The following is a 20,741-nucleotide window of genomic DNA, read 5'->3' on the forward strand; positions in this document are numbered from 1 at the left end:
CCCGCGGAGCCGCCACGCCCGGCACCCGTGCGACCAGCGCTTGTGCGCCCGGCGCCCGGCGCCTGTGTGATCGGCGTCCGGCCGGCCGTGGCGCCGCGCCCCCGGCGTCAGGTCACCGTGAGGCGGAGGACGCGGTCGTCGGTGGGGGCCGGGGTTCCCCGGTTGTCGGTGTTGCTCGTGGTGAGCAGCAGTGTGTGGTCGTCGAGGGCGAGCAGGCCGCGCAGCCGGCCGTAGCGCGAGGCGAAGAACGCCTGCGGGGGCGCGGCGGCCTTCGTGCCGTCGAGGGGGACGCGCCAGAGCCGCTCGCCCTTGAGGGAGGCGAGCCAGATCGAGCCGGCCGCGTAGGCGATGCCGGAGGGCGACGCCTGGTCGGTGTGCCACTGCGCGACGGGGTCCACATACCCCGCGCGGTGGGCGATGCCCTCCACGACCGGCCAGCCGTAGTTCCCGCCCGGCACGATCAGGTTCAGCTCGTCCCACGTGTCCTGGCCGAACTCCGAGGCCCACAGGTGTCCTTGGGGGTCCCAGGCCAGGCCCTGGACGTTGCGGTGGCCGGGGGAGTAGATCAGGGAGCCGGCCGTGGGGTTGTCCTTGGGCGGTTGGCCGTCCGGCGTCATCCGCAGGATCTTGCCGGCCAGCGAGGACATGTCCTGCGCCAGCCCGCGCTGCCCGGTCTCGCCGGTGCCGGCGTAGAGCATCCCGTCCGGGCCGAAGGCGATCCGGCCGCCGTTGTGGATCGTGCCCATCGGGATGCCGCGCAGGATGGTGTCGGGCGAGCCGAGCTGCTCGTTCCTGCCCCGCGAGGGGTCGTACAGCATCCGCGCGATGCGGTTGTCGGACTCGGTGGTGAAGTACGCGTAGACCAGGTGGTCGGTGCCGAAGTCGGGGGAGAGCGCGAGGCCGAGCAGGCCCTGCTCGCCGCCCTGGGTGTGGTAGACGCCGGGAACCGTGCCGACCGCGGACACCTTGTGGGTCGCCGGGTCGACCAGGGAGATCCGGCCGCTGTCGCGGGAGCCCACCAGCAGCTTGCCGTCCGGCAGCCTAACCATGCCCCAGGGCTGCGCCAGCTTGCTCGCCACCGTCGCGGTCACCTTGGCGGTGCCCTTCGCGGGCGCGGGCGTCGGCGTGGGGGTCGGCGTCGGCGTCGCGGTCCCGGTGGACGGCGAGCGGCCCGAAGGGCCCGGCGCGGTCGCCGTCGGCCCGCTCGCGGACGGCCTGCCCCCGCCCGGCGGCGTGATCTTCCCGCCGCCGTCCGAGCAGCCGCCCGCCACGAGCGCGGCGACGACCGCGAGCGCCACGGCCCCGGCCCGTGCGGAGGTGCGCCGCGCGGCGGGCGCGGCGGGTGCGGCGGGCAGGACGGACGGCGTGGGCGCGGTCAGCGCGGTGGGTGCGGCGGGCGTGGTAGGCGCGGTGGGCGCGCCCGTGGGAACAGACCTGCCGGAAGCGGCGGAACGGCAGGCGGTCACCTTCGCGGTCTTCACCCGCCCAGCACATCACACCGGCCCGCGCTCCGCCCGCCGTTCCCCGCCGCGGGACCGGGCCGGCGCACCGGACCCCGGCGCCGGACCCGCGCGTAGGACCACCTGCCGGACCCCGGCGCGGGACTCCGGGTACCCGGCTCGCGCACCCGGGAGAGCCAGGCGACCGGGAGAGCCAGGCGACCGGGAGAGCCCGGCGGCGGGCGTCCTACCGGGGCAGCCGGGCGGTGAGCCGGTAGAGCCGCGTGGTCTGCACCGGGTTCGCGTTGTCGTCGCTGACCAGCAGCACCCGCAGGGTCCCGGCCGGGCCGCGGCCGTCGACCGTGACGCCCTCGATGTTGTCCAGCAGCGGGTTCGGCTGCGGCTGCTTCGCGGTCGCGCCGAGCGACGGGCAGGCGCCGATGTCGGCGATCGTACGCGCCGCGACCGGCCGCACGCCCCGCTGACCGTCCGTCAGGACGTCGACGCCGGCCACGTCGGTGGCGCCGCGCGGATCGGCCAGCACCAGGTGCACGGTGTTGCCGACGCCGGAGGTGTACGTGCGCTCCAGCACCAGCAGCCGCCCGTCGCCGGTGGAGGTGATGTCCGAGACGTCCAGGCCGGGGTCGGTCCTGAACGCGTACTGCGGGCCGAGCCGGAAGGCGTCGGAGCGGCCGATCCGCTGCCAGGTCTGGAAGCGGCGCAGGTCCGGCGCGTCACCGGTGAGCGCCCCCTCCATCGACGCGACCAGGGTCCGGCCGCCGGGCAGCAGCGCCAGCCCCTCGAAGGTCAGGTTGTGCGTGGCGCGCCCGGCCGGCGCCACCTTCAGCGCGTCCGGCACCGGAAGGGCGCCGAGCTCGCGGCCGGAGCGGGAGAACAGCGAGACGGAGGGAGCGGTCTCGTCCGTCACCAGCCGGGTGCCGTCCGGGTTCACCGCGACGGCCTCGGAGTCCAGGATCGTGCCGTCGCGGTGGGCGAGCGGCTGCGCGGACAGGACGTCGTCGGTCCGCGGGTCCAGCGTGTAGAGGTACGAGCTGTCCCCGACGGCGAGCAGTCGGCCGTCCGTGTCGTGCGCGAAGCCGGACAGCTCGGAGACCGGCGTGCCCGCAACGGACGTCTTGTCGAGCTGGTCGGAGAAGCCGGTGATGCCTACGTAGGGGGAGCAGGCGGCGGGCGCGTGGCCGCGCGCGGGCGCGGGGGAGCGGCCCGGCGCGTGGGCCTGGGCGGCGGACGGCGCGGCGAGCGCGAGGGACAGCGAGAGCGCGGCGGTCGACAGCGGGGCGGCCAGGGAACGGAGGCGCGAGCGGCGCACGGGCGGGTCCTTTCAGTCACGGTTGCGGCCCACTGTGCCGTGTGCGCCGGGCCCGGCGTGACAACCTTCGGCGAACTCCCCTTGAACGGACCCGGTTTCGCCCTGCTTGCGGCCGTGTCCGGTGCCTGTCGTGCCTGTCGTGCCTGTCGTGCCTGTCGCGCCCGGCGCGCCGGCCGTGCCCGTCGCGCCCGGCGTGCCCGGCGGCCCGCGAGCGCCGCGGCCCCGCGCGCCCGGCCGCGGGCCTGACCGGCGGCGGCCGTGAGCCCCTGAGTCCGCGGGCCCGTGAGTCCTCGCCGGCCTGCGAGCCCGCGCTCAGTCCCAGGACCCGCGCTCAGTCCCGGGGCCGCCCTCAGTCCCAGGACCCGCGGGCCGGCGGCAGCGCCGCGATGTCCGCCAGGTCGTCGGCGCTGAGCGCCAGATCCGCCGCCGCGGCGTTCTCTGCGACCCACGCCGGGGTCTTGGCGCCGGGGATCGGCACCACGCCCGGTCCCTGCGCGAGGGCCCACGCGAGCGCGACCTGCGCGGGCGTCGCGCCGTGCCGGGCGGCGACGCGCCGCAGCCCGGCGACGATCGGCTGGTTCGCCGCCATCATCTCCGCGGTGAACCGCGGATGCCTGGCCCGCAGGTCGTCCGGCTCGAACCCCTCGCCGGGCGTCAGCGTGCCGGTGAGGAAGCCGTTGCCCAGCGGCATCGCGGCGAGCAGCCCGACGCCGTGCGCCTCGCACCACGGCAGCAGCTCCTCCAGCGCCTCGGGCGCCCAGACCGACAGCTCCGCCTGCACGCTGGAGACCGGGAACACCTGCTGCGCCCGCGCCAGTTGCCGCAGCGTCCGCGCGTGCAGCGTCCCTCCGGCGGTCCCCGCGCCCGTACGCCGGCCGGCGCCTGTACGCCCGCCCGCGCCCGCGCCCGTACGCCCGGCGCGACCGTCCGCGCCCCCGCTCGCGCCCCCGCTCGCCCGGTGCGCCGCGCGCCCGCCCGGCCGGCCGCCGCGCTGCTCGCCCCGCGCGCCCACCGCGCACAGCCCGAGCGCCCGCACCTTGCCCGCCGTGACCAGCTCGGCCAGCGCGCCCCAGGTCTCCTCCAACGGGACCTCGGGATCGGCGCGGTGCAACTGGTACAGGTCGATCACATCGGTCTGCAGCCGGCGCAGCGACGCGTCGCAGGCCCGTTTCACGTACGAGGGGCGGCCGTTGGCGACGACGTGCTGCTCGCCGACCAGCAGCCCGCACTTGGTGGCGACGAACGCCTCGTCGCGCCGCTCCTTCAACACCCGTCCGAGCAGCAGCTCGTTGGTGAAGGGGCCGTACATGTCGGCGGTGTCCAGCAGCGCGGCGCCGAGGTCGAGCGCGGTGTGCACCGCCCGCACAGACGTCTCGCCGTCCTGCCGCGAGGTGCTGTACGCCCAGCTCATCGGCATGCAGCCGAGCCCGACCGCACCCACTTCGAGGGCCGCCGCCCCGACCCGCCTGCGCTCCACCCTGTCTGCCTTCCTCCACACCGTCCCCACCCGGCCGCCCCACTGTGCCATAGCCTCCTGACCATGACCGATTCACCAGGTTCTCCGGCCGCCGGGCAGGACCCGGACCGCCCCCAGGTGTGGCTGCCGCTGCCGCCGCAGGAGGTGGCGGGGCTGCCCGACGCGTTCCGCTACGTCTTCTGGGACGCCACCGCGCCGGACTTCCCCGCCGACCCGGCGGACGCGGTGTTCTACGTGGTCCCGTACATGAAGGGCCCGGACGCCGTGGCCCTGCCGATGCCGCGGATGCGCCGCGTCCAGGTGGTGCAGACGCTCAGCGCGGGCGTCGACGCCGTCATCCCGCACCTGAAGGGGATGCCGCCGGGCGTACGGCTGTGCAACGCGCGCGGTGTGCACGAGGCCAGCACCGCGGAGCTGGCGCTGACCCTGGTCCTGGCGTCGCTGCGCGGCCTCCCGCGCTTCGTGCGCGGCCAGGACAACGAGAAGTGGTACTCCGGCTTCTACCCGGCGCTCGCCGACCGCCGGGTGCTGATCGTCGGCTACGGTGCCATCGGCGCGGCGGTCGAGGACCGGCTGGCGGCCTTCGAGTGCGAGGTGGCGCGGGTCGCGCGCACCGCCCGGGATGCGCCGCGCGGCCCGGTGCACGCGCTGGCCGAGCTGCCGGAGCTGCTGCCGTCGGCCGATGTGGTGGTGCTCACCACCCCGCTCACCGAGCAGACCAGGGGACTGGTCGACGCGTCGTTCCTGGCCGCGATGAAGGACGGTGCGCTGCTGGTCAACGTCGCGCGCGGGCCGGTGGTGGACACCAAGGCGCTGCTCGCGGAGACCGAGTCCGGGCGGCTGACCGCGGCCCTGGACGTCACCGACCCCGAGCCGCTGCCGCCCGGACATCCGCTGTGGCACGCGCCCGGCGTGCTGATCAGCCCCCATGTGGGCGGCAGCACCTCGGCGTTCCTGCCGCGCGCCCACCGGCTGGTCCGCGACCAGCTCCGCCGCTTCGCCGCCGGCGAGGAGCTGCGGAACGTGGTCGCGACGAGCTGAGCGCCAGGCGCCAGGCGACTGCACCGGGTGTACGCCGTCGCCCATATGATTACACAGGGTAGATCGACCCTATCGCTGAGTGACGATTCTGGTGTATCGTCACGTCGGGGGACCCACCGCGAGCGTCCGCGCCGCCGACGACGGCGGGGACGACGAGCAGGTCGAGTGAGCAGGTCGAGCAAGTAAGGGGGGCGACGGGCGATGCACGGCGGAGCGACCGATCCGGACACGCGGGCCCAGCGCACCGAGGACCGACGCGGCGGCGTCACCGGTCCGACCGGTCCGACCGGACGGACCGGGCCGGGCGGGGCGTCCTGCCGCGGCCGCGCCGCCGCACGCCCCGGAGCGGCACGGTGACCGCCACCGGCGCGGTGCTCGCGACGCCGCAGCCCGACCACGGCGACCGCGACCGCGCCGGCGGCTCCGGCGCGCCCGGCGGCGACCGGAAGGACGATCGCGGCGGGGAGCGCGGGCGCGCCGCCCTGCTGCCGCAACTGGTCCTCGCGGTGCTCTGCGCCGGCTACACCACCGGCGCCGCCCTCGGCTGGGGTTCCACCGAAGTGGCCCTGATCATGGGCGACTTCGGGCTGGCCGCCGCCTCCGCCGGCGCCGCCGTCTCCGCGCTGCTGTACGCCCGCAGGGTCGCCGGACCGCACCGCCCGGCGTGGCTGCTGTTCGCCGTCTCCTCCTCGATGCTCGCCCTGGGCAACGCCATCTGGGGCTGGTACGAGGTGATCCTGCGCGAGCCGGTGCCGCAGACCTCGGCCGCCGACTTCTGCTTCCTGCTCTTCGCGCCGCCCGCCGTCATCGGCCTGCTGGTGCTGGCCAAGCGCCCGGTCACCCGGCCCGGCTGGATCTGCCTGGCGCTGGACACCTGGCTGATCGGCGGCTCGCTGCTCACCCTGTCCTGGAGCCTGGCGCTGGCCCACACCGCGCGTTCGGACGGTCCGAGCACCACCAGGATGGCGCTGTCGCTGGCCTACCCGCTGCTGGACATCGTCCTGGTCAGCATGGTCCTCGCGCTGCACTTCCGCCGCTCGGCCGCCAACCGCGCCGCCGTCAACACCGCGCTGGCCGCGCTCGCGCTGACGGTGCTGTGCGACGCGCTGTTCACCTCGCCGCTGCTGCGGGCGCACTACCGCTCCGGACAGGTGCTGGACGCCGGCTGGTTCGCCGGCGCGCTGCTGATGGCGTACGCCCCCTGGGTCGGCCCGCGCCACCACCCGCCCCGGCGCACCGGCGCCACCACCCGCAAGGTCGCCGGCTCGCTGTCCGCGCTGACGCCGTACCTGGCCGCGGCGGTGTGCACCCTGGGCATCCTCTACGACGTGATCACCGGTCAGAAGTGCGACCGCGTGGTGCTCTTCACCGGCTGCACGGTGGTGCTGGCGTTGGTGGTCCGGCAGGGCATCATGCTGCTGGACAACATCGCGCTCACCCAGGAACTGGCCCACAAGGAGAACCACTTCCGCTCCCTGGTCCAGGGGTCGAGCGACGTCATCATGATCGCCGCCCCCACCGGTGTGCTGCGCTACGTCAGCCCCGCCGCCAAGGGCGTCTACGGCCGCGATCCCGAGGAACTGGTCGGCACCGAACTGGCCGCCCACATCCACCCCGAGGACCTCGGCCGGGTGGTGCACGAGGTGCGCCGCTTCCTGGCCGCTCGCCCCGGCGACGAGCCCGCGACGCGCATCGAGTGCCGGATCAGGTCGGGACACGCCCGCGACCCGGTCGGGGACGCGGAGGGCGCGCGCTGGCTGCATGTGGAGTCCAGCGTCAAGCGCTACCAGGGCGGCCTGATCTTCAACAGCCGCGACGTCACCGAACGCGTCAGGCTCCAGGCCCAGTTGCAGCACAACGCCTCGCACGACCCGCTGACCGACCTGCCCAACCGGGCGCTGTTCACCGAGCGCCTCGGCAAGGCGCTGCGCGGCCGCCGGTCCGGCGACGGGCACGCCGCGGTGCTCTACGTCGACCTCGACGGCTTCAAGGCGGTCAACGACTCGGCCGGCCACCAGGCCGGGGACGACCTGCTGGTGCAGGCCGCCCGCAGGCTCAAGGACTCGCTGCGGGTCGGCGACACCGCGGCCCGGCTCGGCGGCGACGAGTTCGCCGTGCTGATCGCCGGTCCCGGCTCCCGGGACGACGACCCCGCCCCGGGCCGGGACGCCGCCCCCGGCTACGACCCGGCTTCCGGCCACGCCCCCGTGTCGGGCTCGCCCCCCGGCCACGCCCCCGCGTCCGGTTCGGCTCCCGGCCGCGATCCGGCGCACGCCCCCGGCCGCGGCGGCCCGGCAGTCGACCGCCAGATCCGGGAGATCGCCGACCGGCTGCGCGCCGCGCTCTCCGCGCCCTACCGCACCTCGGCCGGCGAGATCACCGTCGGCGCCAGCATCGGCATCGCCTTCGCCCGGCCAGGCGACAGCCCGACCGCGCTGATGCGCAACGCCGACCTGGCGATGTACCGCGCCAAGCAGAGCGGCCGCGGCCGGGTCGAGCTGTACGCCCCGCGGCTGCGCGCCGAGGCGGTGCGCCGCGCCGAGCTGTCCGGGCGGCTGCGCCGGGCGCTGCACGACGGCGAGCTGACGCTGCTGCACCAGCCGGTGGTGGAGCTGGCCGGCGGCCGGATCACCGGCGTCGAGGCCCAGCCGCGGTGGCGCTCGGGCGCGGGCATCCTCTTCACGCCCGCCGAGTTCCTGCGCCGCGCCGACGAGCACGACGACCCCGACCCGCCGGACGCCGCGGCCCCGGACGCCGCCGAGGAGGCAGCCGCGGAGGCCGCCGCGGGCGGCGCGCGGGCCGGCGACCGACGCTTAGAGCGCCTGGAACCCGGCCGCTGGCTGCTGGAACAGGCGGTCGCCCAGGCCGCCCGCCGTTACGCCGAGGGACACCGGCTGCCGGTGACCGTGCGCTTCCCGGTCCGCCGGCTGTTCCACCGCGAGCTGCCCGCCGGCGTCGTCGAGGCCCTGCTGGACCGGCACGACCTGCCGCCCGGCGGCCTGGTGCTCGAACTGCCCGGCGGCGACCCCCGCATCCCGCACGAGGAGCTGGAACGGCGACTGGCGGTGCTGCGCGGCATCGGCGTGCGGATCGCGCTCGGCGGCTTCGGCGCGGGCCACGGAGCGCTCGCCGCGCTGCGCGCCCTGCCGGTGGACCTGATCAAGCTGGACCGGTGTCTGACCGAGGGGATCGCCGAGTCGGTCCGCCACCACAAGATCACCCAGGGGCTGGTGCGGATCGCCGCCGACCTCGGCATCCGCACCGTCGCCGACGGCGTGGACCACCCGGACCAGGTGGACGCGCTGCGCGAGATGGGCTGCCAGCACGGCGTCGGCATGGCATTCTCCGAGCCGCTGGACGAACACCGGCTGCGCGGCTCGCTGGCCCGCGGCGGCTTCCCGGTGCCGCGGGACGCCGTCCCCCGGGAGGCCCCGCCGCCGAATCCGCCGCAGAGCCGGCCGCCGCAGGCCCCGCCGCCGAACCCGCCGCCGGAGGGCGGGCCGCCCGGGGGCGCACCGGGCGTGCCACCGGAAGGCGTACCGTCGAGGCCGTGCGAGGCGGCCCTGCCGGTACCCGCCGCCCGCTCACATACTGAGACGCCCGTCCCACCCGCTTGACACCCCCGGGGCGCGCGGAGGAAGGTCGGGCCATGCACTCCCGAATTCTCGTACTTGGACAGCGCGTCGGCTGACCGAGGCACCCACCGCCTCGCACCCCACCGGCGCGCTCCCCTCGCTTGCCTCACGGCACGAGGGGTTTTTTGTTGCCCGGGACGCATGCGGGCGGCGAGGAACCCTCCGCGCGGACGGCCCCCATTCCCGCAGCACCTCACCACCCTCAGCACCCTCATCTTCGAGAGAAGAGAACGCAGATGACCGAGCAGGCCACCGGGTCCCACCATCCGCAGCCGCGGGCCCGCAGCGCGGCGCCCGCCGCTCCCGCCGAGCGCATGACGGGCGCGCAGGCGCTCATCCGCTCCCTGGAGGCCGTCGGCGCCGACACCGTATTCGGCATCCCGGGCGGCGCGATCCTGCCGGCGTACGACCCGCTGATGGACTCCTCCAAGGTCCGCCACGTGCTGGTCCGCCACGAGCAGGGCGCCGGCCACGCCGCCACCGGCTACGCGCAGGCCACCGGCAAGGTCGGGGTGTGCATGGCCACCTCCGGCCCCGGCGCGACCAACCTCGTCACGCCGATCGCCGACGCCCACATGGACTCCGTGCCGATCGTCGCCATCACCGGCCAGGTCGCCTCGAAGTCCATCGGCACGGACGCCTTCCAGGAGGCGGACATCTGCGGCATCACCATGCCGGTCACCAAGCACAACTTCCTCATCACCCGCGCCGACGACATCGCCCGGACCATCGCCGAGGCGTTCCACATCGCCTCCACCGGACGCCCCGGCCCGGTGCTGGTCGACATCGCCAAGGACGCGCTGCAGAACGAGACCGTCTTCAGCTGGCCGCCGCAGCAGGACCTGCCCGGCTACCGCCCGGTGACCAAGCCGCACGCCAAGCAGATCCGCGAGGCCGCCCGGCTGATCAACGAGTCCCGCCGCCCGGTCCTGTACGTCGGCGGCGGCGTGCTCAAGGCGCGGGCCACCGCCGAACTGCGCATCCTGGCCGAGCTGACCGGCGCGCCGGTCACCACCACCTTGATGGCGCTCGGCGCGTTCCCCGACAGCCACCCGCAGCACGTCGGCATGCCCGGCATGCACGGCAACGTCTCCGCGGTCACCGCGCTGCAGAAGGCCGACCTGATCGTGGCGCTCGGCGCCCGCTTCGACGACCGGGTCACCGGCCGCCTGGACACCTTCGCGCCGCTGGCCAAGGTCGTGCACGCCGACATCGACCCGGCCGAGATCTCCAAGAACCGGATCGCCGACGTGCCGATCGTCGGCGACGCCCGCGAGGTGCTCGCCGACCTGATCGTCGCCGTCCAGGCCGACCACGAGGCCGGCCACAAGGGCGACTACAGCGCCTGGTGGGACCAGCTGAACTTCTGGCGCAACACCTACCCGCTCGGCTACGACCTGCCCGACGACGGCAGCCTGTCCCCGCAGCAGGTCATCGAGCGGATCGGCCAACTGGCCCCGGAGGGCACGCTGTTCGCGGCCGGCGTCGGCCAGCACCAGATGTGGGCCGCGCAGTTCATCAAGTACGAGAAGCCCGGCACCTGGTTCAACTCCGGCGGCGCCGGCACCATGGGCTACGCGGTGCCCGCGGCCATGGGCGCCAAGGCCGGCCGCCCCGAGGCCACCGTGTGGGCGATCGACGGCGACGGCTGCTTCCAGATGACCAACCAGGAACTGGTCACCTGCGCCCTGAACAACATCCCGATCAAGGTCGCCGTCATCAACAACGGCGCCCTGGGCATGGTCCGCCAGTGGCAGAACCTCTTCTACGGCGAGCGGTTCTCCAACACCGTGCTGCACGACGGCGCGGAGAACGTCCCCGGCTCCACCCGCGGCGTCGGCTCGGTCACCAACCGCGGCACCCGCGTCCCGGACTTCGTCAAGCTGTCCGAGGCGATGGGCTGCGTCGGCCTGCGCTGCGAGTCGCCCGACGACCTGGACAAGGTGATCGCCGAGGCCAACGCGATCAACGACCGCCCGGTCGTGGTGGACTTCATCGTGCACGAGGACGCCATGGTGTGGCCGATGGTCGCCGCCGGCACCTCCAACGACGAGATCATGGCCGCCCGCGACGTCCGCCCGGACTTCGGCGACGCGGTGGACGAGTGAGCCGGACGACGCGAGAGAAGGAAACCACCCCCATGTCCAAGCACACCCTCTCCGTCCTGGTGGAGAACAAGCCCGGCGTCCTGGCCAGGATCACCGCGCTGTTCTCCCGCCGCGGCTTCAACATCGACTCCCTCGCCGTCGGCACCACCGAGCACCCCGACATCTCCCGCATCACCATCGTGGTGAACGTCATCGACGAACTCCCGCTGGAGCAGGTCACCAAGCAGCTCAACAAGCTCGTCAACGTGCTGAAGATCGTCGAACTCGACCCCGGCGCCGCCGTCCAGCGCGAACTCGTCCTGGTGAAGGTCCGCGCCGACAACGAGTCCCGCTCGCAGATCGTCGAGATCGTCCAGCTCTTCCGCGCCAAGACCGTGGACGTCTCGCCCGAGGCGGTCACCGTCGAGGCCACCGGCAGCGCCGACAAGCTGGAGGCGATGCTCAAGATGCTGGAGCCGTTCGGCATCAAGGAGCTGGTGCAGTCCGGCACCATCGCCATCGGACGCGGCGCCCGCTCCATCACCGACCGCAGCCTGCGGGCCCTGGACCGGTCCGCGTAGCGAGACCGCAGGACCCGCCCGTGCCCGCCAGTCGTACGGTGGGCCGTACCACCCGTACCACCCGAAGAAGACCCGAGGAGAGACCCCAAGTGGCCGAGCTGTTCTACGACGACGACGCCGACCTGTCCATCATCCAGGGCCGCAAGGTCGCGGTCATCGGATACGGCAGCCAGGGCCACGCCCACGCGCTGTCGCTGCGCGACTCGGGCGTCGACGTGCGCGTCGGTCTGCACGAGGGCTCCAAGTCCAAGGCGCAGGCCGAGGAGCAGGGCCTGCGCGTGGTGCCGGTCGCCGAGGCCGCCGCCGAGGCCGACGTCATCATGATCCTGGTGCCGGACCCGATCCAGGCCCGCGTCTACGAGGAGTCCATCAAGGACAACCTCAAGGACGGCGACGCCCTGTTCTTCGGCCACGGCCTCAACATCCGCTACGGCTTCATCAAGCCGCCGGCCGGCGTCGACGTGTGCATGGTCGCGCCCAAGGGCCCGGGCCACCTGGTGCGCCGCCAGTACGAGGAGGGCCGCGGCGTCCCGTGCATCGCGGCGGTCGAGCAGGACGCGACCGGCAACGGCTTCGCGCTCGCGCTGTCGTACGCCAAGGGCATCGGCGGCACCCGGGCCGGCGTCATCAAGACCACCTTCACCGAGGAGACCGAGACCGACCTGTTCGGCGAGCAGGCGGTGCTGTGCGGCGGCACCTCCGCGCTGGTCAAGGCGGGCTTCGAGACCCTGGTCGAGGCCGGCTACCAGCCGGAGATCGCGTACTTCGAGTGCCTGCACGAGCTGAAGCTCATCGTGGACCTGATGTACGAGGGCGGCCTGGAGAAGATGCGCTGGTCGGTCTCCGAGACCGCCGAGTGGGGCGACTACGTCTCCGGCCCGCGGATCATCAACGAGGGCACCAAGGCGGAGATGAAGAAGATCCTCGCCGAGATCCAGGACGGCAGCTTCGCCAACAACTGGATCGCCGAGTACAACGCCGGCCTGCCGAAGTACAACGAGTACAAGAAGGCCGACGAGAACCACCTGCTGGAGACCACCGGCCGCAAGCTCCGCAAGCTCATGAGCTGGGTGGACGAGGAGGCCTGAGCCCTCCGCGGGGCCCACGGTGAGTGATCCGCGGGCCCCGGCCGCCGGACGGGACGACGCGCGCCCGTCCGGCGGCCCGCGCGGCCGCTTCCCCGGCGTCCGCGCAGGTCACGGCCCCGCCCGTCCGGCGGCCGGACACCGCTTGTCCGCGGCGTACAACCACCATCGGGTGATCCTTCCATCGCGTCGAGGGACAGCGTGCGACCCGCCGATACACTTCGTTAACAAGCGCGTCAGGCTCACAGCGTCGTGCGTCTTCCACGCGGCATGCCATCCCCGCCTCCCCGGAGCGGTCGTACGGGACCGGCCGCCCCCGCAGGACAAGTGAGGACCCACGTGAGCCAGAAGCCTGTCGTACTCATCGCAGAAGAGCTGTCGCCGGCCACGGTCGACGCCCTCGGCCCGGACTTCGAGATCCGGCACTGCAACGGCGCGGACCGAGCCGAACTGCTGTCCGCGATCGCCGACGTCGACGCCATCCTGATCCGCAGCGCCACCAAGGTGGACGCCGAGGCGGTCGCCGCGGCCCGCAGGCTGCGCGTCGTCGCCCGCGCCGGCGTCGGCCTGGACAACGTCGACGTGGCCGCCGCCACCAAGGCCGGCGTCATGGTCGTCAACGCCCCCACCTCGAACATCGTCACCGCCGCCGAGCTGGCCTGCGGTCTGATCATCGCCACCGCGCGCAACATCGCGCCGGCCAACGCCGCGCTCAAGGCCGGCGAGTGGAAGCGCAACAAGTACACCGGTGTGGAGCTGAGCGAGAAGACCCTCGGCGTGGTCGGCCTCGGCCGCATCGGCGTCCTGGTCGCGCAGCGGATGGCCGCCTTCGGCATGAAGGTCGTCGCCTACGACCCCTATGTGCAGCCCGCCAAGGCCGCCACGATGGGCGTCAAACTGCTGACGCTGGACGAGCTGCTGGAGACCTCCGACTTCATCACCGTGCACCTGCCCAAGACGCCCGAGACCCTCGGCCTGATCGGCGACGAGGCGCTGCACAAGGTCAAGCCCTCGGTGCGGATCGTCAACGCCGCGCGCGGCGGGATCGTGGACGAGGAGGCGCTGGCCGCCGCCCTCAAGGAGGGCCGGGTGGCCGGCGCGGGCCTGGACGTCTACGCCAAGGAGCCGTGCACCGACTCCCCGCTGTTCCAGTTCGACAACGTGGTGGCCACCCCGCACCTGGGCGCCTCCACCGACGAGGCCCAGGAGAAGGCGGGCATCGCCGTCGCCAAGTCGGTGCGGCTCGCGCTGGCCGGCGAGCTGGTGCCCGACGCGGTCAACGTCCAGGGCGGCGTGATCGCCGAGGACGTCAAGCCGGGCCTGCCGCTGGCCGAGAAGCTCGGCCGCATCTTCACCGCGCTGGCCGGCGAGGTCGCCGCCCGGCTCGACGTCGAGGTCTGCGGCGAGATCACCCAGCACGACGTGAAGATCCTCGAACTCAGCGCGCTCAAGGGCGTGTTCGAGGACGTGGTGGCCGAGACGGTCTCCTACGTCAACGCGCCGCTGTTCGCGCAGGAGCGCGGCGTCGAGGTGCGGCTGACCACCAGCAGCGAGTCGCCCAACCACCGCAACCTGGTCACCGTGCGCGGCACCCTCGCCGACGGCACCGAGGTCGCGGTCTCCGGCACGCTCGCCGGGCCCAAGCACGTCCAGAAGATCGTCGCCGTCGGCGAGGAGGACGTGGACCTGGTGCTCGCCGACCACATGGCCTTCCTGCGCTACACCGACCGCCCCGGCGTGGTCGGCACCATCGGCCGCATCCTCGGCGAGGTCGGCGTCAACATCGCGGGCATGCAGGTCGCCCGCGCCGCCGCCGGCGGTGACGCGCTGGTCGCCCTCACCGTCGACTCGACCATCCCGGCCGGAGTGCTCGCCGACATCGCCGACGAGATCGGCGCCACGTCCGCGCGGGCGGTCAACCTCACGGACTGAGCGCGGCAGCGCACCCGGCGGGCGGCCGCGTCCCGGAGGGGCGATCGCGACGATCGCGCCTCGTCAGGACGCCGGCCGCCCGCCGTGCCACGAGTGCCACAGCGCCGCGTACGCCCGGCCCGCCGCCACCAGCTCGTCGTGCGGGCCCAGTTCGGTCAGCCGGCCGTCCTCCATCACCGCCACCCGGCCCGCGTCGTGGGCGGTGTGCAGCCGGTGCGCGATCGCGATGACCGTACGCCCCTTGAGCACCGAGGCCAGCGCCCGCTCGGTGTGCCGGGCGGTCCGCGGGTCCAGCAGCGCGGTGGCCTCGTCGAGGATCAGGGTATGCGGATCGGCCAGCACCACCCGGGCCAGCGCGAGCTGCTGCGCCTGCGAACCGTGCGCACGGTGGCCGCCGGCGCCCAGCACCGCGTCCAGCCCGCCGGGCAGCTCGGCCACCCAGTCCGCGCCGACCGCCGCGAGGGCGGCCAGCAGCCGCGCGTCGTCGGCGTCCGGCGCGGCCATCAGCAGGTTGTCCCGCACGGTGCCGTGGAAGACGTGGTGCTCCTGGGTGACCAGGACGACCTGGCGGCGCAGCTGCTCGGGACCGAGGTCGGCGACCGGCACCCGGCCGACCGTCACCGTGCCGCTGTCCGGCGCGTCGATGCCCGCGAGCAGCCGGCTCAGCGTGGTCTTCCCGGCCCCCGACGGGCCGACCACCGCCAGCCACTCGCCCGGCCGCACGGTCAGGTCCACGCCGCGCAGCACCTCGCCGCCGCCCTCGTAGGAGTAACGCACCCCGGCCACGTCGATCCGGTCGTCGGCCGGCGCGGCCGAGCCGGTCGCGGGCCGCTGGGAGCGCGGCGCCCGGCCCAGCCCCTCGACCCGGGCGAAGGACGCGCTGCTGCTCTGCAACTGCTCGATCCACATCAGCACCGCGTCCAGCGGCTCCGCGAGCTGCCGCAGATACAGGGCGGCGGTGACCACCGCGCCGACGCTCATCGCGCCGTGCGCGTGCAGCAGCCCGCCGACCAGCAGCACACCGACGACGGGCACCGCGTACGAGACCTCCACGGACGGGAAGAACACCGTGCGCAGGTACAGCGTGTGCAGCCGGGCCCGCTGGGAGGCGTCCAGCGCCTGCCGGCTCGCCGCGGTCCGCACCTCCCCGAGACCGAACGCCTCGATGGTCCGCGCCGCCGACGCGGTGGTGGACACGGCGTCGGCGACCACGGAGTTGGCGGCGCCCTCGGCGAGGTAGGCGGTGCGGGCGCGCCGCAGGTACCAGCGCAGCGCGCACCAGATGCCCACCAGGCCGAGCAGGCCGCAGCAGCCCAGCAGCGGGCTCACGGTGAAGACCGCGCCGAGGATGAAGAGCGCCTGCACGAGCTGGATCAGCACCTCGGGGCCCACGTCGCGCAGGGTGGTGCCGAGCATCGTGACGTCGGAGGTGCCGCGTGCGGTGAGGTCGCCGGTGCCGGCCCGCTCCACCACCGACGCGGGCAGCGCCAGCGCCCGGTCCACGAACTCCTCGCGGACCCGGGCCAGCGTCCGCTCCCCGAACCGGTAGCCGAGGCGGCGGGCGTACCGCGCGAGCAGGAACTGCGCCACCGCGAACACCAGGACGACCAGCGCCAGCCGGTCGACGGCGTCCACGCCCGCGCCGGACCGCACCTCGTCCACGATCCGGCCCACCAGCCACGGCCCGGCCAGCCCGGCCGCGCCGGCGAGGGCGTTGAGCGCGATCAGCGCGGTGAAGGCGCGGCGGTCCGCGCGGACCAGCCGGGTCGCGGCCCGGCGGACGTCGCCGCTGTCGGCGACGGGCAGGAGGGCGCCGGCCGCGGCCGGCGTCGCAGCGCTGTGGGCGGTGGTCATCGCAGGGCCTCCTCGGACCGGCGCGGGCCGCCGTCGCCGTCGCCGTGGTCGCGGTTGCTGTTGTGGCCGTTGTGGCCGTTGTCACCGCTGTCACGGTTGCCGCGGTCGCGCGGGTCGTCCCCTGCGCCGTCCTCCGGGCCGCGGGACACCAGGCCGCGGTAGCCGGGTTCTGAGGCGAGCAGTTCGCGGTGTCCGCCGACGGCCGCGACCCGGCCGTCCACCAGGTAGTACACGGTGTCGGCCTGGTCGAGCAGCAGCGGCGAGGTGCCGGTGACGACGGTGGTGCGGCCTGCCCGCGCCGCCCGCAGCCGCCGCGCCACCGCGGCCTCGGTGTGCGCGTCCAGCGCGGAGGTCGGCTCCACCGCGATCAGCACCTCGGGGTCGGCGAACAGCGCCCGTGCCAGCCGGACGCGCTGCCGCTGGCCGCCGGAGAGGTTCCGCCCCTGCGCCTCGACAGCCGAGCCGAGCCCGTCCGGCATCGCGCCGACCACGTCCTCGGCGACGGCGGCCCGCAGCGCCTCGGCGACGGCGGTGGAGACGACGTCGGCGCCACCGGGCGTCGGCGCGGCGCCGGACGGGGGAGTGCCGGGTCCGGCGGCGTCGAACCGCGCGGCTTCGGCTGGTGCGGTGCGGGGCCGACCCGGAGCCGGTCGTGCGGCGCCGGCCGGGGCGGCGTTCTGGGCCTCGCCGCGCTCGCCGTCATCGCTCCTCCCGCCTCCGTGCGGGCCGGCTTGCGCGGGGACGCGGGGCTGGTCCGCCTCCGCGGTGCGGGCCTCGTCCGTCTCCGTCGTGCGGGCCGTGCCCGTCTCCGTCGTGCGGGCCGTGCCCGTCCCCGCCGTGCGGGGCTGGTCCGCCTCCGCGGTGCGGGCCCCGTCCGCCGCCGTGCGGGCCGTGCCCGTCCCCGCCGCGCGGGCCTCGTCCGTTCCCGTCGTGCGGGCCCCGTCCGTGTCCGGCACGGGGACGCGGGGTCTGTCCGCGGGGTGGGGCGCCCAGCGGCCGGCGACCACCTCCCGCAGCGTGCCGGCGAACAGATCCGCCTCGTTGTCCGCGAGCAGGATGCGCTCGCGGACCTGGGCCCGCGCGACCTCGTCCAGCCGCACCGGCCCCCACGTGACGTCCGACGCGCGGAAGCCGGCCAGCCGGTCGGCCAGCGCCGCCGCGTCCGCGGGGCGCGCGCTGACCACCGCGGTCAGGCGGCCGGGCGCCGCCTCGACGCCCGACGCGGGATCGCGCAGCGGCGCCGGGCCCGCGGGGGCGTCGGCGGTGGCCGGCCGGGCGGCGGAGTCGGGTTCGAGGGACAGGAACCGCACCACGCGGCCGGCGGCGACCAGGCCGCGCGTCACGTCGTAGCCGCTCTCGATGAAGAACGCCACCGGTCCGACCAGCACCGCGACGTAGCCGTAGACCGCGACGAGCTGGCCGACGCTGATGCCGCCCCGCGCGGCCATCCGCGCCGCGAGCCAGGTGACGACGGCCAGGAACAGCATCGGCAGGCCCGTGCCCAGCGCCTGCACCCAGCTCGTGACGCCGCCGACCCGGTAGCCCTGCGCCACCAGCCGGCGCGAGTCGAGGCGGAACGCCCGCGCGTACAGCTCCTTGCCGCCGAGGCCGTTGAGGACCCGCAGGCCGCCGGCGAGGTCGCCGATGCGCGAGGTGAGCACGCCCTGCTGCTCGCGGTACTCCGACTCGGCGCCGCGCAGCCGCCCCAGCAGAGGCCCGACCAGCAGGGCGATCACCGGGACGCCCAGGACGACGACCACACCGAGCGACACCGAGATCGCCAGCAGCTGCCAGCACACCACGGCGTACGCCACCGCCACGCCGACGCCGGGGCCCGTCATGGTCAGCGACTGGCTGATCTGCTGGACGTCGGTGACGCCGATCGTGACGACCTCGCCCGCGCCGGTCTGCCGGTGCAGCGCCGCGCCCAGCCGGACCGCCTGGGCGATCAGCGACTTGACGGTGCGGAAGTTGGCGTCCATCCGCAGCCGGGTCATCACCCGGTGCCGCATGATGCTCACCCACGCGTTGAACGCCTGCAGGCCCAGCAGTGCCGCGCTCCAGGCCACCAGCGCGCCGGTGTCCCCGGGCACGAGGCCGTCGTCGACCGCGCGCGACAGCACGTACGGCGACAGCGTCACGAGGATCATCCACACCGTGCCCAGCCCCGCGCCCGCCCAGGCGCGCCCCGGCTGACGGGCCAGCAGCCACCACAGATACCGCCCAGGCCCCCGCCGCTCCGGCGCCCCCGGCTCCGCGTACGCGTCGATCACCGCGCCCGCCCCTTCCGCCGGACGAACCTGCGACAGAGGGGATCGGCGCGCGTCATGGCCGCATCGTCCCAGACGCCCTCGACCCCCGGCCAACCCATTTCCGCAGGCCCGGCCCCCTGCCCACGGGCGTGCCATTCACCCGAACGGGTGGCGGTGATGTCGTTGCCCGGCACTAGTCTGAGCACTGCGGACAGAATCCCGCCCATGGGAGGAATCATGACTGCCCAACCGCTGCCGGACTGGGTGTTCCCGCCCGAGGGCGGTTTCACCGCGGACGACCTGGACCGCATCCCCGATCTCCCGCCGCACACAGAGCTGATCGACGGGAGCCTCGTCTTCGTGAGTCCGCAGAAGAGTTTCCACACGCTGGCGATGTATCTGCTGGAGAGCGGGCTGCGCTCGCATCTGCCGCCGACGCTCCGGGTGCGGCGTGAGATGACCGTCGTGGTGGACAAGACCAGCCGGCCGGAGCCCGACCTCGTGGTGATCCAGCGGGACGCCGTGCCCGCAGGAGGCCACGACGAGACCCGCTACCGGGCCGAGGACGTGGTGCTCGCCGTCGAGGTGGTGTCTCCCCAGTCCGCGGCGCGCGACCGCAAGCGTAAGCCGCTGCTCTACGCCCAGGCCGAAATCCCGCACTTCTGGCTCGTGGAGCGCACGGACAACGGCCGCCCCGCCGTCCACACCTACGAGCTGGACCGGGTGGGCCTGAAGTACGAGCTGACCGGCATCCACCACGACCGCCTCAAGCTCTCCGCCCCGTTCACCATCGACATCGACCTCGCCGAGATCGACGACATGTAGAGACATGGGGCGTGTTGCCCTGCGGGGCGCGGTTTCCCGGGGCGGCGCCCTGCTCAGAGCCGCGCGGCCTTCAGGGCCATGTGGAGGAGGAGGCGGGACTCGCCGTCGGAGAGGTCGAGGCCGGTGAGCTGTTCGATGCGGGACAGGCGGTAGTAGAGGGTCTGGCGGTGCACCGCCAGGGCCGCGGCGGTGCGGGCGGCCTGGCCGGCGAGGTCGAGGTAGAGCTCGGCGGTGCGGGCGAGTTCGCGGTGGGCCGGGTCGAGCAGGGGCGCCACCGCGGGGTCCGGCGCGGCGTTCTCGGGCAGCGCGGTGAGCAGCCGGTACGGACCCAGGTCCGCCCAGCGCGCCACCGGCCCGAGCTCCGGCTGCGCCTCGGCCGCGCGGGCCGCGGCCACCGCTTCGCGCCACGCCTCCGGCAGCGCGCCGATCCCCTCCCGCCCGGCGCTCACCCCGGCGACGGCGGCGGGGCCGGCGCTCGCGCCGGCACGTGTGCGGTAGGGCGCCGCGCTCGGCTCCCCGGTCGCGCGGCTCGCCCCGGCGTCGCCCGCGGCGGCCGGCGCCAGCGCCTCCAGCAGCCGCGTCGCCGCGGTCCTGGCCGGCGCGAGCAGGTGCGGGGAGCGCAGGCGTACCAGCAGCGCGACGGGTTCCGCGCGGGGCGGCCGGTGCGCGGGGCCCGCCGGCACCCGGGTGAGCGCCGCCGCCCCCGGCACCGCGCGCAGCCCCGGCAGCTCCCCCCACTGCCCCGGCGCCCCGCCGACCGCCTCGGACCAGGCCCGCCCCGCCGTGCCCCCCTGCCCGGCCGCCTCGGGCCACTGCTCCGCGCTCTGCGCTCCGGCCCGCTGCCCCGGCGCCCCGCCGGTCGCCTCGGGCCACCGCTGCCCGGCCGAGGGACCGGCCGAAGGACCCGCCGCCTCGGCCCGCCGCCCCGCGTCCTGCGTCTCGGCCGGCCGCCCCGATGCCCTGCCGGTCGCCTCGGGCCACCGCTGCCCAGCCGAGGGACCGGCCGAAGGACCCGCCGCCTCGGGCCGCTGCCCCGCGTCCTGCGCTTCGGCCCGCTGCCCGGCCGAAGGATTCGCCGCTGGACCCGCCGTCTCGGGCCGGTGCCGCGCGCCTTGCGCGTCAGGCCGCCGCCGCGGGCCCGCGCCGCCGGACGCCGCGCCCGCGCCTCCCGGCGCCACCCGCGCGGGCGGGCGCGCACCCCCC

At 75.0% G+C, this 20,741-nt stretch carries 12 protein-coding genes and 1 pseudogene; 7 read left to right on the forward strand and 6 right to left on the reverse strand.

From position 1 onward, the window contains the following. Positions 1-107: 107 nt before the first annotated feature. The 3 genes from VSR01_RS29255 to VSR01_RS29265 all read right to left on the reverse strand — a co-directional run bounded on the left by VSR01_RS29255 (position 108) and on the right by VSR01_RS29265 (position 4,246). Positions 108-1,298: a PQQ-dependent sugar dehydrogenase gene (locus VSR01_RS29255; RefSeq protein WP_442785719.1), complete on the reverse strand. Its 1,191-nt coding sequence runs from the start codon at positions 1,296-1,298 to the stop codon at positions 108-110. Between the two features lie 388 nt (positions 1,299-1,686). Beyond that, the gene (locus VSR01_RS29260; protein ID WP_326452064.1) at positions 1,687-2,769 is read right to left on the reverse strand and encodes an esterase-like activity of phytase family protein; all 1,083 of its coding nucleotides are present in this window, start codon (positions 2,767-2,769) and stop codon (positions 1,687-1,689) included. A gap of 349 nt (positions 2,770-3,118) precedes the next feature. After that, positions 3,119-4,246, reverse strand: a complete 1,128-nt coding sequence (locus tag VSR01_RS29265) for an aldo/keto reductase (RefSeq protein ID WP_326452065.1) — start codon at positions 4,244-4,246, stop codon at positions 3,119-3,121. A gap of 63 nt (positions 4,247-4,309) precedes the next feature. Between VSR01_RS29265 and VSR01_RS29270 the strand changes: the two genes are divergently transcribed. The 6 genes from VSR01_RS29270 to serA all read left to right on the forward strand — a co-directional run bounded on the left by VSR01_RS29270 (position 4,310) and on the right by serA (position 14,607). After that, a complete protein-coding gene (locus tag VSR01_RS29270; protein WP_326452066.1) occupies positions 4,310-5,287 on the forward strand; it encodes a 2-hydroxyacid dehydrogenase in 978 nt (325 codons plus the stop codon). Positions 5,288-5,640: 353 nt separating this feature from the next. Continuing rightward, positions 5,641-8,904 carry a putative bifunctional diguanylate cyclase/phosphodiesterase gene (locus tag VSR01_RS29275; protein ID WP_442785571.1) on the forward strand — a complete coding sequence of 1,088 codons (3,264 nt, stop codon included), beginning with the start codon at positions 5,641-5,643 and terminating at the stop codon, positions 8,902-8,904. Between the two features lie 254 nt (positions 8,905-9,158). Then, a complete protein-coding gene (locus VSR01_RS29280; protein ID WP_326452067.1) occupies positions 9,159-11,030 on the forward strand; it encodes an acetolactate synthase large subunit in 1,872 nt (623 codons plus the stop codon). 32 nt (positions 11,031-11,062) lie between these two features. Further along, on the forward strand, positions 11,063-11,590 hold the full coding sequence (gene ilvN / locus VSR01_RS29285) for an acetolactate synthase small subunit (RefSeq protein ID WP_326452068.1): 528 nt from the start codon (positions 11,063-11,065) through the stop codon (positions 11,588-11,590). Between the two features lie 89 nt (positions 11,591-11,679). Beyond that, a complete protein-coding gene (ilvC, locus tag VSR01_RS29290; RefSeq protein ID WP_326453882.1) occupies positions 11,680-12,678 on the forward strand; it encodes a ketol-acid reductoisomerase in 999 nt (332 codons plus the stop codon). Positions 12,679-13,014: 336 nt separating this feature from the next. Continuing rightward, positions 13,015-14,607 (forward strand): phosphoglycerate dehydrogenase, encoded by a 1,593-nt coding sequence (gene serA / locus VSR01_RS29295; RefSeq protein WP_326452069.1) that lies wholly within the window; start codon positions 13,015-13,017, stop codon positions 14,605-14,607. A 63-nt stretch (positions 14,608-14,670) separates the two neighbouring features. On the opposite strand, the gene VSR01_RS29300 is transcribed toward serA, so the two are convergent. Both VSR01_RS29300 and VSR01_RS29305 read right to left on the reverse strand, forming a co-directional pair. After that, positions 14,671-16,461: an ABC transporter ATP-binding protein gene (locus tag VSR01_RS29300; RefSeq protein WP_326452070.1), complete on the reverse strand. Its 1,791-nt coding sequence runs from the start codon at positions 16,459-16,461 to the stop codon at positions 14,671-14,673. After that, positions 16,458-18,734 (reverse strand): ABC transporter ATP-binding protein, encoded by a 2,277-nt coding sequence (locus VSR01_RS29305; RefSeq protein ID WP_326452071.1) that lies wholly within the window; start codon positions 18,732-18,734, stop codon positions 16,458-16,460. The genes VSR01_RS29300 and VSR01_RS29305 overlap by 4 nt, the downstream gene beginning before the upstream one ends. 216 nt (positions 18,735-18,950) lie before the next feature. Here VSR01_RS29305 and VSR01_RS29310 point away from each other — a divergent pair, with 216 nt between their 5' ends. Continuing rightward, a complete protein-coding gene (locus tag VSR01_RS29310; protein ID WP_326452072.1) occupies positions 18,951-19,538 on the forward strand; it encodes a Uma2 family endonuclease in 588 nt (195 codons plus the stop codon). Between the two features lie 53 nt (positions 19,539-19,591). On the opposite strand, the pseudogene VSR01_RS29315 reads toward VSR01_RS29310, so the two are convergent. After that, a pseudogene (locus VSR01_RS29315) lies at positions 19,592-20,269 on the reverse strand (helix-turn-helix domain-containing protein); the annotation flags it as partial. Positions 20,270-20,741: the final 472 nt, after the last annotated feature.

The sequence above is a fragment of the Actinacidiphila sp. DG2A-62 genome, assembly GCF_035825295.1.
Lineage (GTDB): Bacteria > Actinomycetota > Actinomycetes > Streptomycetales > Streptomycetaceae > Actinacidiphila.

What these genes read in the sequence shown, in the direction of transcription:
- VSR01_RS29270 (WP_326452066.1), top strand. Translation starts at nt 4,310, where the DNA reads ATGACCGATTCACCAGGTTCTCCGGCCGCCGGGCAGGACCCGGACCGC.
- VSR01_RS29280 (WP_326452067.1), top strand. Translation starts at nt 9,159, where the DNA reads ATGACCGAGCAGGCCACCGGGTCCCACCATCCGCAGCCGCGGGCCCGC.
- ilvN (WP_326452068.1), top strand. Translation starts at nt 11,063, where the DNA reads ATGTCCAAGCACACCCTCTCCGTCCTGGTGGAGAACAAGCCCGGCGTC.
- VSR01_RS29300 (WP_326452070.1), bottom strand. Translation starts at nt 16,461, where the DNA reads ATGACCACCGCCCACAGCGCTGCGACGCCGGCCGCGGCCGGCGCCCTC.
- VSR01_RS29310 (WP_326452072.1), top strand. Translation starts at nt 18,951, where the DNA reads ATGACTGCCCAACCGCTGCCGGACTGGGTGTTCCCGCCCGAGGGCGGT.